This window comes from Mesorhizobium sp. M8A.F.Ca.ET.161.01.1.1, from assembly GCF_004792105.1.
In the GTDB taxonomy this organism is placed as follows: domain Bacteria; phylum Pseudomonadota; class Alphaproteobacteria; order Rhizobiales; family Rhizobiaceae; genus Mesorhizobium.
In genome coordinates this window covers 259,122-271,401 of record NZ_SRTD01000008.1, presented here as the reverse complement: position 1 = coordinate 271,401, position 12,280 = coordinate 259,122, and the positions used below count along the sequence as shown (strand labels likewise).

14 protein-coding genes are annotated in these 12,280 nt (G+C 63.4%); 9 read left to right on the top strand and 5 right to left on the bottom strand.

Annotated features, from left to right (window positions below; all coding sequences use genetic code 11):
* Positions 1-6: 6 nt before the first annotated feature.
* The gene (locus tag EN804_RS21130) at positions 7-681 is read right to left on the bottom strand and encodes a response regulator transcription factor (RefSeq protein WP_127280137.1); all 675 of its coding nucleotides are present in this window, start codon (positions 679-681) and stop codon (positions 7-9) included.
* A 303-nt stretch (positions 682-984) separates the two neighbouring features.
* Between EN804_RS21130 and EN804_RS21125 the strand changes: the two genes are divergently transcribed.
* The 3 genes from EN804_RS21125 to EN804_RS21115 all read left to right on the top strand — a co-directional run bounded on the left by EN804_RS21125 (position 985) and on the right by EN804_RS21115 (position 3,177).
* Positions 985-1,584: a phospholipid methyltransferase gene (locus EN804_RS21125; protein ID WP_135921168.1), complete on the top strand. Its 600-nt coding sequence runs from the start codon at positions 985-987 to the stop codon at positions 1,582-1,584.
* A complete protein-coding gene (locus tag EN804_RS21120; protein ID WP_135921166.1) occupies positions 1,581-2,198 on the top strand; it encodes a DedA family protein in 618 nt (205 codons plus the stop codon). Before EN804_RS21125 ends, EN804_RS21120 begins: the two co-directional genes overlap by 4 nt.
* Positions 2,199-2,271: 73 nt before the next feature.
* Positions 2,272-3,177, top strand: a complete 906-nt coding sequence (locus EN804_RS21115; protein WP_135921164.1) for a LysR substrate-binding domain-containing protein — start codon at positions 2,272-2,274, stop codon at positions 3,175-3,177.
* Positions 3,178-3,183: 6 nt separating this feature from the next.
* On the opposite strand, the gene EN804_RS21110 is transcribed toward EN804_RS21115, so the two are convergent.
* Positions 3,184-3,666, bottom strand: coding sequence for a helix-turn-helix domain-containing protein (locus EN804_RS21110; RefSeq protein ID WP_135921162.1), 483 nt, complete (start codon positions 3,664-3,666; stop codon positions 3,184-3,186).
* A 31-nt stretch (positions 3,667-3,697) separates the two neighbouring features.
* Between EN804_RS21110 and EN804_RS21105 the strand changes: the two genes are divergently transcribed.
* The 6 genes from EN804_RS21105 (at position 3,698) to EN804_RS21075 (ending at position 10,702) form a co-directional block, all read left to right on the top strand.
* Complete coding sequence (locus EN804_RS21105; RefSeq protein WP_246693459.1) at positions 3,698-4,588, top strand: methyltransferase domain-containing protein; 891 nt, start codon at positions 3,698-3,700, stop codon at positions 4,586-4,588.
* Positions 4,589-4,799: 211 nt separating this feature from the next.
* Entirely contained in the window at positions 4,800-5,954 is a 1,155-nt protein-coding gene (locus tag EN804_RS21100; protein ID WP_135921160.1) for an ABC transporter substrate-binding protein, read from the top strand.
* 202 nt (positions 5,955-6,156) lie between these two features.
* Entirely contained in the window at positions 6,157-7,155 is a 999-nt protein-coding gene (locus EN804_RS21095; protein WP_127873568.1) for an ABC transporter ATP-binding protein, read from the top strand.
* A 250-nt stretch (positions 7,156-7,405) separates the two neighbouring features.
* The gene (locus EN804_RS21085) at positions 7,406-8,371 is read left to right on the top strand and encodes an ABC transporter permease (protein ID WP_127279627.1); all 966 of its coding nucleotides are present in this window, start codon (positions 7,406-7,408) and stop codon (positions 8,369-8,371) included.
* Positions 8,361-9,176 carry an ABC transporter permease gene (locus tag EN804_RS21080; RefSeq protein ID WP_135921158.1) on the top strand — a complete coding sequence of 272 codons (816 nt, stop codon included), beginning with the start codon at positions 8,361-8,363 and terminating at the stop codon, positions 9,174-9,176. The genes EN804_RS21085 and EN804_RS21080 overlap by 11 nt, the downstream gene beginning before the upstream one ends.
* A 98-nt stretch (positions 9,177-9,274) precedes the next feature.
* Positions 9,275-10,702, top strand: coding sequence for a gamma-aminobutyraldehyde dehydrogenase (locus EN804_RS21075; RefSeq protein ID WP_135921156.1), 1,428 nt, complete (start codon positions 9,275-9,277; stop codon positions 10,700-10,702).
* Positions 10,703-10,965: 263 nt separating this feature from the next.
* On the opposite strand, the gene EN804_RS21070 is transcribed toward EN804_RS21075, so the two are convergent.
* The 3 genes from EN804_RS21070 to EN804_RS21060 all read right to left on the bottom strand — a co-directional run bounded on the left by EN804_RS21070 (position 10,966) and on the right by EN804_RS21060 (position 12,247).
* A complete protein-coding gene (locus tag EN804_RS21070; RefSeq protein ID WP_135916812.1) occupies positions 10,966-11,280 on the bottom strand; it encodes a hypothetical protein in 315 nt (104 codons plus the stop codon).
* Positions 11,281-11,321: 41 nt separating this feature from the next.
* Positions 11,322-11,684, bottom strand: coding sequence for a nuclear transport factor 2 family protein (locus EN804_RS21065; protein ID WP_135862229.1), 363 nt, complete (start codon positions 11,682-11,684; stop codon positions 11,322-11,324).
* An 83-nt stretch (positions 11,685-11,767) separates the two neighbouring features.
* Positions 11,768-12,247, bottom strand: a complete 480-nt coding sequence (locus EN804_RS21060) for a carboxymuconolactone decarboxylase family protein (protein WP_135862227.1) — start codon at positions 12,245-12,247, stop codon at positions 11,768-11,770.
* Positions 12,248-12,280 lie beyond the last annotated feature (33 nt).

Below are 12,280 nucleotides of genomic sequence, written 5' to 3'. Positions count from 1 at the left end.
CGGCGCTCATGTCGTTTCGCGCAGGAGATAGCCGACGCCGCGAATGCCATTGATCGTCACGCCGGCATCGGCATCGGCGAGTTTGCGGCGCAGGCGCGAGACGTGGGTGTCGAGCGCGTTGGACTGGATCTCGTCGTCGAGGCCGAACACCGCCTCCATCAGCGCCTCGCGCTGCACCATGCGGCCGGTCCGGCGCATCAGCGCCTCCAGCACCAGGAGTTCGCGCCGCGGCAGGCTGAGCGGTTCGGCACGGATCGACGCTTCGCGATGCCCGACGTCGAGCACCAGGTCGCCGGCGCGGATGAATTGCGACTGCATCGGTGCCGGACGCCTCAGCAGCGCGCGCAACCGGGCAAGCAATTCCTCGAAGGCGAATGGTTTTGCCAGATAGTCGTCCGCGCCCATGTCCAGCCCATCGACCTTGTCCGCTGTGTCGCCTCTCGCCGTCAGCATCAGCACTGGCGTGGTGTTCTTGGCCGAACGCAATCTGGGCACCAGCGACAGCCCGTCGCCATCCGGCAACTGGCGGTCGAGCAGGATCGCGTCGTAGCTGTCGGCGGCGACGAAGCCTTCGGCTTCGATGAGCGTGCCGGCATGATCGACCACCATGTCGTGGCGCTTCAGCGCGGCACGTAAGGCAGAGACCATTTCGGGCTCGTCCTCGACCAGCAAGATTCGCATCGACAGTTCTCCAGCAACGGCAACAGCTTCGGGCGCTACCGCGCCAACATTGCGCAAACATGGCAAAGCCGAACGGCCGGGGTCGACAGGCGCTTTCTTTGGCTCTCCGAGATTGCGCAATGTCTATGCAACCCAGTCGCGGCAAACAGCGCCGGTCGGCACGAATCGCCCATGCCGGCGTGAAGGCGTCGGGCCCGAATATGCAACAGGTCGGGCCCGACGTTGAAGCGGAAATGACGCTGAAGCGAAATCAGGTGGCACACCAGACTGGTTGGGGTGCTGTTGTACGGGATTGAGGTTACCATGCCTGCAAATGATGCTCTGTCTTTTCTCATGGCGTGGACCGTCGCGCCGTTCAGGGTCGGCTCCGTCACGCCGTCCAGCTCCAGCCTGGCGGCATTGATGACCCGTGACATCGGACCTGAGACAGGCCCCGTGCTGGAGCTCGGTCCAGGAACAGGTCCTTTCACACGGGCGCTGCTGTCGCGCGGGGTGAAGGAGGAAGATTTGATGCTGATAGAATCCGATCCGGATTTCGCCGCGCTGCTCATGCGTCGTTTTCCTGCCGCCCGGATTTTTGAAATGGATGCTGTCGGCCTGCGCCATCTGTCGCTCTTCCACCGGCCGGTGATTGGCGCTGCCGTCAGCGGCTTGCCTTTCCGGCTGATTTCGCCGCGCAAGACGCTCGCCATTCTCGAAGGTGTTTTCGCGAACCTTCGTCCCGGCGGAGCCCTCTATCAGTTCACGCTCGGACGGCGCTGTCCGTTCGACCAGTCGCTGCTCGACCGGCTCGATCTCGAGGTCACGCGGGTTGGTCATACGTTCCGCAATTTCCCGCCGGCGACGGTCTATCGCATCGCCAGAATCAAGGCAGCCGGAACCTATGACTGGCGCTTCGCATGACGGGACCATTGTCGGTCATTCTCGGCTTCGGCCTGTTCGGCGTCTTTTGCCTTGCCTTCACCGAGAAGATCCTGCCGATTCCGCCCTCGCATGTGTTGCTGCTGTTTCTCGGCATGACGGCCGCGCCTGACGGTGCGACGCTGGCGATCCTGTTGGCGGTGACGACTTCCGCCTCCTTCGCTGGCTGTCTTGTCTGGTATGGGGTCGGCCGCCGGATCGGGTTCGACCGCGCCGACAGGCTGATCGGACGAGCCGGCAGATATGTCTTCCTGCGCCCCGAAACCTATCGCAAGCTTGGCCAGGCCTATCGCCGCAATCATGTCAGGGTATCCTTGCTGGCGCAGTTCATCCCGACCGTGCGCAATTACCTGCCGATCGCAGCTGGCGCGCTGTGTCTGCCTGCCTTGCCTTTCGCGGCCGCGACGCTGCTTGGCGCCACCATATGGAATGCGGGCTTTCTCCTGACCGGCTATCTCATGCACGGCAGCGGCCAGGATTCTTTCACGGTGGGCTTGCGCATCATCGTTATTGTCGTGGCGCTGGAGGCGGCCTTCATGCTTGCGTTGCGCTATGGCCCGACATGGCGACGCCGCATCAGGCTGATGCTCGGCTGAACGCGCCACCGGGTCATGGGATAAGCTCCGCGATCCGCTTTCCTTCGCTTGCCTGCCGGTGTTTAGTCCGGCCATGGCCTTCACCATCCGCCAGTTGCAGTTCTTCGTCGCCGTTGCCGAGCAAGGCACGGTGTCGCGCGCGGCGCAAAACCTCTCCATCTCGCAATCGTCGGTCACCGAAGCGATCAAGGAACTTGAAAGCGATCTCGGCGTCGAACTGTTCGAGCGCCATCCGCGCGGCCTCAATATCACCCACAAGGGCCACCAGTTCCTGCGTCACGCGACAAAGATCCTCGCCGACGTGTCCGACGCCCGCCGCTCTTTTTCCGGCGAACAGGCCGTGGCGGGAGGCCGGCTGCAGCTCGGCGTCACCTCGCTGGTCGCCGGCTATGTGCTGTCGGATCTGCTTTCCCGCTACCGCCGCGCCTATCCCGGCGTCGAGGTGTCGGCCATTGAGGACAATGGCGACTACCTCGAACATTTGCTGATCGGCGGCAAGCTCGACATTGCCGTCATGGTCACCTCCAATTTGCGCGACCGCACTGCCCTGCAATCGGAAATCCTCGAAGTCTCGGCCTATCGGCTGTGGCTGCCGCTCGGCCATCCCTTGGCTGGCGCCGACATCATCGGCATCGGCGATATCGCCTCCGAACCGCTGATCATGCTCACCGTCGACGAGATCGAGGAGAACACCGGCAAGCTGCTGACGGCGATCGGCGCCAGGCCGCATGTCGCCTTCCGCACCCGTTCCGTGGAAGCCGTGCGCAGCCTCGTCGCCACCGGCGCCGGCGTGGCGCTGCTGCCCGATCTCGTCTACCGGCCCTGGTCGCTGGAAGGCGACCGCATCGAATCGCGCGACATTTCCGGTGCCTTGCCGGTGGTGCAGGTCGGCATGGTCTGGCGGCGCGGCTCCAGCCTGCCGCAGGCGGCGCGCGACTTCATCGGGCTTGCCCAGTCGCAACGGACGGTCCGCCGCTAGTGTGGCCTACCCCAGGCTGACGCCGCCAGACTTGCGCTTGCGCTTTGCGACGGAAACCGCCTCCGCCCTGAACGGCCCGATCGGAGCAACCTCGAAGCGGCCGGCGCCGGCAAGCCTGACAGCGCGGCGGAACGCCAGACATTCCATCGGCCGGGCGGCCGGACATCGGGCGGCGTGGCGCAAAGCCTCACGGATCGCCGTCAGGCGCTGGATGATTTGGTCCAGTTCGTTCGCCTTGGCATCCAGGCGCCCTCGATCCATTTTCGGCAGGCCGTCGGGCGTCAGCATCGAGGAAATCTCGTGCAGTGCGAATCCACCGGCGCGTCCAAGCGCGATCAAGGCGAGCCGTTCCAGGACGGCCCGGTCGAACAAGCGGCGTTGGCCGCGGCGGCCGATCGAGGCGATGAGGCCCTTCTCCTCGTAGTAGCGAAGTGTCGAGGCGGGCACGCCGGTGCGGCGGGACACTTCGGCAATGTCCATATCTTTCATACTTGACCTCAAGTCGGCTTGAACTCGTAGAGTGCTCGTGACGATCGGTGAGAGCAACACAAAAGCGAGGTCCGTTATGCCGCAATCTGCGCCGCCAAACACACGGCAAGCCGCGCTCTGGAACGATACCAGCGGAAAGGCCTGGGTCGAGATGCAGCCCATCCTCGACGAGATACTGGCGCCGTTCGAGCGGCTGGTAGTCGATGCCGGCTATCCAGGGGAAGGGGGCAATGTCCTGGACATCGGCTGCGGCGCCGGCGCCACAACTCTGGCGATGGCGCGCCGCGTGGGCAACGACGGAAATTGTGTTGGGCTCGACATCTCGCAGCCGCTTGTCGCCCTGGCGAAGAAACGCTCGAGGGTGGAAGAGGTAGCAAACGCAAGTTTCAAAGTGGGCGATGCCCAGGCATATGCGTTCGAATCCGGGCACTTCCACGCTGTTGTCTCGCGCTTTGGTGTCATGTTCTTCGATGATCCCGTGGCCGCGTTCACCAACATAAGAAAGGCCGCAAGGCGCCGTGGCAAACTCGCCTTTGTTGCTTGGCGCAGTCCGGTCGAGAATGATTTCATGACGACCGCTGCGCGAGCGGCTGCGCCTTTCCTGCCGCCCGCACCCGCGCCAGACCCCGATGCGCCGGGGCAGTTTGCCTTTGCCGATGCCGCCAAGGTGAAGCGGATTCTTGGAGCGAGCGGCTGGGCGTCAATCGAAGTCGAACAGGCGGACGTCCTGTGTCAGATCGCCCAACGCGATCTGATGACCTATGCCACCCGGCTAGGACCGGTCGGCGCCGCGCTGCGCGAGGTCGACCGGGCAACAGCCGAAAAAGTCACCAAGGTGTTGCCTGCTGCGTTCGCGCCTTTCGTGGAGGACGGTGAGGCTCGCTTCAATGCCGCCTGCTGGCTGGTTACAGCGCTTGCTTAGGGAGTATCTGGGTATCGGAAAAACCGATATCACCCTTCTGACAAATGAATTTGCGAAACCGGTATTTTCCAAGCACCTTCCGTTCAGGGACCAAAGCCGCCATCAGAGCGGCATCAGTCCATTGGACGAACTGGCACGTTTTTCAGTCCGCGCGTGATCTGGCGAAAACCGGAGCGGTTTCAGGGTCACGCGCCAAAATGGGAGATCGATGATGAATTCATTCCTGAAGTCATGCACTGCGCTGACGGTCGCGCTGACCTTCTCCGGTCAGGCGGTTGCCCAGGTCAAGGAACTGGGCAAGGGGGAAGGCCAGGTCAACATCGTTGCCTGGCCGGGCTATATCGAGCGCGGCGAGACCGACAAGGGCTATGACTGGGTCACCGCCTTCGAGAAGGAGAGTGGCTGCAAGGTCAACGTCAAGACCGCCAATACATCCGATGAGATGGTGTCGCTGATGAACGAGGGCGGCTTCGACCTCGTCACCGCTTCGGGCGATGCCTCGTTGCGCCTCGTCGCTGGCAAGCGCGTGCAGCCGATCAACACCAATCTCATCGCGAGCTGGAAGACGGTCGACGACCGGCTCAAGGACGCGCCCTGGTTCACCGTCGACAAAGTGCATTACGGCGTTCCCTACCAGTGGGGTCCGAACATCCTGATGTACAACACCGAGGTGTTCAAGGAAGCGCCGAAGAGCTGGAATGTCGTTTTCGAGGAAATGAAGCTGCCGGATGGCAAGTCCAACAAGGGCCGTGTCCAGGCCTATGACGGACCGATCCACATCGCCGATGCCGCCAACTACCTGATGTTCCACAAGCCGGAACTCGGCATCAAGGATCCCTACGAATTGAACGAGGACCAGTACAAGGCGGCGCTCGAATTGCTGCGCGTCCAGCGCACGCTGGTCGGCCGCTACTGGCATGACGCCGCCATCCAGGTCGATGACTTCCAGAACGAAGGCGTGGTTGCTTCGGGCTCGTGGCCTTACCAGGTCAACACGCTGGTTGCCGCCAAGAAGCCGGTTGCCTCGACCGTGCCGGAAGAAGGCGTCACGGGCTGGGCCGACACAACCATGATGGAAGCCGACGCGGCGCACCCGAACTGCGCCTATATGTGGCTAGAGCATTCGCTGGCGCCGAAGGTGCAGGGCGATGTCTCGGCCTGGTTCGGCTCGCTGCCGGTAGTGCCCGCCGCCTGCAAGGGCAACGAGTTGCTCGGCGAGGAAGGCTGCAAGACCAACGGCTACGACAATTTCGACAAGATCAAGTTCTGGAAGACGCCGGTCTCGAAATGCGTCACCCAGAATGATCAGTGCGTGCCTTACTATCGCTGGGTGTCGGATTATATCGGCGTCATCGGCGGACGGTGATTTTCGCCGCGCATCTATTGATAAGTTGACGCTGCCCCTCACCCTTACCCTCTCCCCGTGAAGAACGGGGAGAGGGGACCGTCAGCGTTGAAGCGCGTCCCTTCTCCCCGTCCCTATTACGGGGAGAAGGTGCCGGCAGGCGGATGAGGGGCAGCGCCAACGCCCCGAAATTTTTGACGAGCCTGACAGATCAGGACACCCAATGACCCCAGCCGTTTCCTTTCAAAAAGTCTCGCGCCATTTCGGCAGTGTTCGCGCTGTCGACGCGGTCGACCTCGACATTGCGCCCGGCGAATTCTTCGCCATGCTGGGGCCATCGGGTTCGGGCAAGACGACGTGCCTGCGTCTCATCGCCGGCTTCGAGCAGCCGACGGCGGGTTCCATCTCGATCTTCGGCGAGCGCGCCGAGGGCGTGCCGCCCTATCGCCGCAACGTCAACACAGTGTTCCAGGACTATGCGCTGTTCCCGCACCTCAATGTGCTCGACAACGTCGCCTACGGACTGATGGTCAAGCGCGTCGGCAAGGCCGAGCGGCACAAGGCGGCGGAAGAAGCCTTGTCACTGGTGCGGCTGCCCGGCTACGGCGCGCGCCGGCCCGGCCAGCTCTCCGGCGGCCAGCGCCAGCGTGTCGCGCTGGCGCGTGCGCTGGTCAACCAGCCCAAGGTGCTGCTGCTCGACGAGCCGCTCGGCGCGCTCGACCTCAAACTGCGCGAAAACATGCAGGAGGAGCTGAAATCACTGCAGAAGGCGCTCGGCATCACCTTCGTCTTCGTCACCCACGACCAGGGCGAGGCACTGTCGATGGCCGACCGCGTCGCCGTCTTCAATGACGGCAGGATTATGCAGATCGGCACGCCGGAAGACATCTATCAGCGCCCAAGCACGCGCTTCGTCGCCGATTTCGTCGGCTCGTCCAACGTGCTGCCGCCGGACTTCGTCCAGCGTTATTCCGGCCAGCACCGCTGGGGGAGTCTCAGGCCCGAATCCATTCGCGTCGGCCGCGCCGCGAGCGGCGAGGGCGTGGCCGCGCGTCTCGTCTCGACCAACTATCTCGGCGCCACCACCAGGCTGGCGCTCGATGCCGACGGGTTGAAGCTGCACGCCGTGGTGCCGGCGGGGACAGTGCTGCCTAGGGAAGGCGAGGCTGTTGTGCTCACCTTCAATCGCGAGCATCTGCATCTGATGGACGAGCCGGCATGATGAAGGTTTGCGCGATTAGAGTCTCCAGCGTGGCGCTCTACGGCGCCCCCCTCTGGCCTGCCGGCCATCTCCCCCACGAGGGGGGAGATTGGATGTCGCGACTGCTTTCGCCAATCAGCAACGTTGCGGGAATGAGCGAGGCGCTGAAGCTGCCAATCTCCCCCCTCGTGGGGGAGATGTCCGGCAGGACAGAGGGGGGCGTGAAGGATCGCTGCCTCTCCTATAAGCCCCACTGCCACAGGGTGGTCCCATGACCATCGCCGCCCTCAACGCCAATCCCGCCCCAGCCATCCTGCCCGGCAGCGGCGGCCTGCGCGGCGCGCTGTCGGACCTGTTCTGGCGCCGACCGCAGCTCCTGCTGCTGCTCATGCTGCTGCCGCCGGTTCTGTGGCTCGGCATCGTCTATATCGGCTCGCTGTTCGCGCTGTTGGCGCAGAGCTTCTTCTCCATCGACGAGTTCTCCGGCCTCATCAACCGGCAGTTCACGCTGAAGACCTATGGCGACCTGTTGCAGGCCGCCAATCTCGACATCATCCTGCGCACGGTGACGATGGCGGCACTGGTCACACTGGCCTCGGCTATCGTCGCCTTCCCCATAGCCTACTATGCCGCGCGTTACGCGCGCGGCCGCTGGAAAGCGCTGTTCTATCTCGGCGTCATGCTGCCGCTGTGGTCGAGCTATCTGGTCAAGATTTATGCCTGGAAGCTGATCCTGGCCAAGGAAGGCATTTTGACCTGGCTGCTCGCCAAGCTGCACCTGCTGTGGCTGCTCGATAGCTGGCTCTCGCTGCCCGTGGTCGGCGGCAATTCGCTGTCGGTGTCCTTTACCGGCACCTTCATCGTCTTCGTCTATGTCTGGCTGCCCTTCATGATCCTGCCGGTGCAGGCGGCCCTCGAGCGCGTGCCCGGCAATCTGGTCGAGGCCTCGTCCGATCTCGGCGCCTCGCCCGGCCAGACCTTCCGCAACGTGCTGTTCCCGCTGGCGCTGCCCGGCATCGTCGCCGGCTCGATCTTCACCTTCTCACTGACGCTGGGCGACTACATCATCCCGCAGATCATCGGCACCTCGCGCCTGTTCATCGGCCAGGCCGTCTATTCGCAGCAAGGTACCGCCGGCAACATCCCGCTCGCCGCCGCCTTCACCGTGGTGCCCATCGTCATCATGGGTTTCTACCTCTGGGGCGCCAAGCGCATGGGGGCCTTCGATGCGCTCTGACCGCGGCCAGTCGGCTCCCCTTGGCCTGAAGATCGCGGCCGCCTGCGGCCTGCTCTTCCTGCATCTGCCGATCCTCCTGATCTTCGTCTATGCCTTCACCACCGAGGAGAAGAGCTTCGTCTGGCCGCCGCCGGGCTTGACCACGCAATGGTTCGCCGTCACCTGGAACCGACCCGATGTCTGGGAAGCGCTGTCACTGTCGGTCCGCGTCGCCGCCATCTCGACCACGATTGCGCTGGTGCTCGGCACGCTGTGCGCCGCCGCCGTGTCGCGAACGAAATTCTTCGGCCGCGAAACCATCTCGCTGCTGGTCATCCTCCCGATCGCGCTGCCCGGCATCATCACCGGCATCGCGCTGCGCTCGGCCTTTGCGCTGGCCGACATTCCGTTCTCGTTCTGGACGATCGTGCTCGGCCACGCCACTTTCTGCGTGGTCGTGGTCTACAACAATGCGGTCGCCCGGTTCCGCCGCACCTCGGGTTCGATGATCGAAGCTTCGATGGATCTCGGCGCCGACGGCTTCCAGACCTTCAGGCATGTCGTGCTGCCCAACATCGCCACGGCACTGCTTGCCGGCGGCATGCTGGCCTTCGCGCTGTCCTTCGATGAGGTCATCGTCACCACCTTCACCGCCGGCCAGCAGCAGACCGTGCCGATCTGGATGCTGGAGGAACTGATCCGCCCGCGCCAGCGACCGGTCACCAATGTCGTGGCCATGGTCGTCGTGCTGGTGACGCTGCTGCCGATCCTTTTTGCCTACTACCTGACCCGCGACGGCGACCAGATCGCCGGAAGCGGGAAATGAAAAAAAGCGAATAGGGAGTAGCGAGTAGCAAAAATCGACAGCCAAACCCTGCTCGCTATTCGCTGCTCCTCATTCGCTCCTTCCAAGGGAGAAATCTGATGGACACCCAGATGCTGATCGGCTCGAAATTCGAAAAGGGCACCGAGACCGACGAGCCGATCCTCAATCCGAAGACCGGGGCGACCATTCTCAACCTGCCGGAAGCCAGCCAGGCACAGATCGAGGCCGCCGTGGCGGCCGCCGAACAAGCGTTCGTCTCGTGGTCGCGCACCACGCCGGCGCAACGCTCCGGCTACCTGCTCAAGATCGCCGACCGCATCGAAGCCGAGGCCAGGGAGTTCGCCACGCTCGAAGCGCTGAACTGCGGCAAGCCGATCAACGCCGTGCTCAATGACGAAATCCCGGCCATCGTCGACTGCTACCGCTTCTTCGCCGGCGCGGTGCGATCCATGCCCGGCGTCGTCGCGGGCGAATATCTGCCGGGCCATACCTCGATGGTGCGGCGCGACGCGATCGGCATCGTCGCTTCGATCGCGCCGTGGAACTATCCGCTGATGATGATGGCCTGGAAGCTGGCGCCGGCGATTGCCGGCGGCAACACCGTGGTCTTCAAGCCGTCGGAACAGACACCGCTGACGACGTTGAAGCTGGCCAGGATTCTGGCCGACGTGCTTCCCGAGGGCGTCGTCAATGTCGTGCTCGGCCGGGGCGACAGCGTCGGCAACACGCTGATCAATCACCCCAAGGTCAATATGATCTCGATCACCGGCGACGTCGCCACCGGCAAGAAGGTACTGCAGGCCGCCGCCAAATCGGTCAAGCGCACGCATCTGGAACTCGGCGGCAAAGCGCCGGTCATCGTCTTCGACGACGCCGACCTCGGCGCCGTCGTCAACGGCCTGCGCGCCTTCGGCTACTACAATGCCGGCCAGGACTGCACAGCGGCCTGCCGCATCTATGCCGGCAAGAAAATCTACGACAAGCTTGTCGCCGATCTTTCTTCCGCCGTCTCGACCATCAAATACAACCAGCCGGACGACACCGAGAACGAGATCGGGCCGCTGATCTCGCGCCGCCAGCGCGACCGCGTATCGAGCTTCGTCGAGCGCGCTTCGGAACTGAAACACATCGAGATCACCACCGGCGGCAAGCCGGGCGAGGGCACCGGCTTCTACTACCAGCCGACAGTCGTCGCCGGCGCGCTGCAGGAAGACGAGATCGTGCGCCGCGAAGTGTTCGGCCCGGTCGTCTCGGTCACTCGTTTCACGGATGTCGACGAGGCGGTGAACTGGGCCAACGACAGCGACTACGGCCTGGCCTCGTCGGTGTGGACGAAGGACGTCTCGCGCGCCATGGCGACAGCGGCGCGCCTGCAATATGGCTGCACCTGGATCAACACCCACTTCATGCTGACCAACGAGATGCCGCATGGCGGCCTGAAACAGTCCGGCTACGGCAAGGACATGTCGCTCTATGCGCTGGAGGACTATACCGCCGTGCGCCATGTGATGGTTGCGCATGGGTGAGGAGCGGTCCGCGCTGCGGACGAAAAGCCCCTAAAGGGGCTTTTCGAGCGACGAACGCCCGGAGCCATAGCGAAGGGCCGGGCGGTCGCCACTTTCCCTTCTCCCCTTGTGGAGAAGGTGGCTTGTCGCGAAGCGGCAAGACGGATGAGGGGTGTTCCAGCTTGGCGCCAACTTACCCCTCACCCGGATTGCCAACCGATTTGTGAAGGACAAATCCGGGCAATCCGACCTCTCCCGCAAGGGGAGAGCTGCGGCCGCGTTTGCTACTCCACGATGCGATAGATGTTCCACAAGCTGGTGCCCGACACGACATAGGGCTCCATCTCCTTGCCCCATTTGACGTGTGCGTCGATCTTGCCGATCTTGGCGAAAAACGCCTCCAGCTGGGCCAGGCTCTCGACCTGGTGGTGGGATTCGACCGTCGCCTCCCGCGCGCCGATCGAGCCGGTCATGATCTGGAACTGGAGGTCGGCGAGGCCGACCTGCGAACCGATCTCGAGTTCCCATTTTCTGAGCAGTTCGAGCACGGTCTGCTTGTGTCCGAACCTGGCGTCGATCTGCCATCTGGCGCTGAACATGTTGGTTCTCCTCCGAGATTGCGGTTGAGCCCGCGGTTGATCTACTCGTCCCAGGCCTGCACGACGGTCTGCCGTGCGATCTGCCCGTTCTTCAGCTCCAGCATTGCCGCGGCGAACACTTTCGTGCCGTCCGGATAGGCGCAGGCCTGGGTGAAGGCGAGGCTGTCGCCGTTGGCGATGGTGGTGTCGACCTTGTGGGTCATCGCCCGGCTGCAGATATCGTCCCAGAACGTCGTGATCGCCGCGCGCCCACGGATTTCGCGTGGCTTGCTCGGCGGGTTGTTGCGGTCGATCACCCGCACCAGCGCATCGTCGGCATAGAAGCTCGACAGCATCTTTCCGTCACGGCCTTCGATCGCCTTTTTTATCGCCGCGCCGTCCACCGTTTGGGTCTTGGTCAGCATTTCATCCTCCATATGCCCATCTACACGATCGGGCGGTTGATGCTTTGAGGTGCGACCCGGCGCTCATCGCCGGGCCGGGGGCTTCACTGCGACTTGGCCTTCACGGCCGCGAACACGTCGTCGGTCTGCTTCTTGAAGGTCGCGAGATCGACCTGGCTGCCGTTGAGGATTGTCGACCAATGACGAACGATTGCCGCCATCGCGATCGTCTCCTTGATCTCCTCGTCGCTGGCGCCGTTGAGCTTGGCGGCTTCGGTGTGGAAATAAATGCAATACTGGCACGGGATCTGCGACGCGACCGCGAGCCCCATCAACTCCTTGGTCTTGCCGTCGAGCGCGGTCTTGGGGTTGAGCTGGACGCCTTTGATCTCGGCCCAGGCGCCGGCGATGGCGACGTCGGGCAGTGTCTTGAACATATCCGGCACCGAGCCGAGCGTCGCCTGGATGTCCTTGTAGGCGGCGGTCGCCGATGCATCCTCGGCTTTTGCGGGAGAGAGCGTTGACAGCGCGCCAATGCCTGCCGCGATCACAAGTAATCTGAGATTCAGCTTTGACTTGGGCATTTCATCCTCCGTTCGCAGCGCCTTCCGGGTGAT

What these genes read in the sequence shown, in the direction of transcription:
- EN804_RS21110 (WP_135921162.1), bottom strand. Translation starts at nt 3,666, where the DNA reads ATGAAAGATATGGACATTGCCGAAGTGTCCCGCCGCACCGGCGTGCCC.
- EN804_RS21080 (WP_135921158.1), top strand. Translation starts at nt 8,361, where the DNA reads ATGCGCTCTGACCGCGGCCAGTCGGCTCCCCTTGGCCTGAAGATCGCG.
- EN804_RS21060 (WP_135862227.1), bottom strand. Translation starts at nt 12,247, where the DNA reads ATGCCCAAGTCAAAGCTGAATCTCAGATTACTTGTGATCGCGGCAGGC.
- EN804_RS21120 (WP_135921166.1), top strand. Translation starts at nt 1,581, where the DNA reads ATGACGGGACCATTGTCGGTCATTCTCGGCTTCGGCCTGTTCGGCGTC.
- EN804_RS21130 (WP_127280137.1), bottom strand. Translation starts at nt 681, where the DNA reads ATGCGAATCTTGCTGGTCGAGGACGAGCCCGAAATGGTCTCTGCCTTA.
- EN804_RS21100 (WP_135921160.1), top strand. Translation starts at nt 4,800, where the DNA reads ATGAATTCATTCCTGAAGTCATGCACTGCGCTGACGGTCGCGCTGACC.
- EN804_RS21115 (WP_135921164.1), top strand. Translation starts at nt 2,272, where the DNA reads ATGGCCTTCACCATCCGCCAGTTGCAGTTCTTCGTCGCCGTTGCCGAG.
- EN804_RS21070 (WP_135916812.1), bottom strand. Translation starts at nt 11,280, where the DNA reads ATGTTCAGCGCCAGATGGCAGATCGACGCCAGGTTCGGACACAAGCAG.
- EN804_RS21085 (WP_127279627.1), top strand. Translation starts at nt 7,406, where the DNA reads ATGACCATCGCCGCCCTCAACGCCAATCCCGCCCCAGCCATCCTGCCC.
- EN804_RS21125 (WP_135921168.1), top strand. Translation starts at nt 985, where the DNA reads ATGCCTGCAAATGATGCTCTGTCTTTTCTCATGGCGTGGACCGTCGCG.
- EN804_RS21065 (WP_135862229.1), bottom strand. Translation starts at nt 11,684, where the DNA reads ATGCTGACCAAGACCCAAACGGTGGACGGCGCGGCGATAAAAAAGGCG.
- EN804_RS21095 (WP_127873568.1), top strand. Translation starts at nt 6,157, where the DNA reads ATGACCCCAGCCGTTTCCTTTCAAAAAGTCTCGCGCCATTTCGGCAGT.
- EN804_RS21075 (WP_135921156.1), top strand. Translation starts at nt 9,275, where the DNA reads ATGGACACCCAGATGCTGATCGGCTCGAAATTCGAAAAGGGCACCGAG.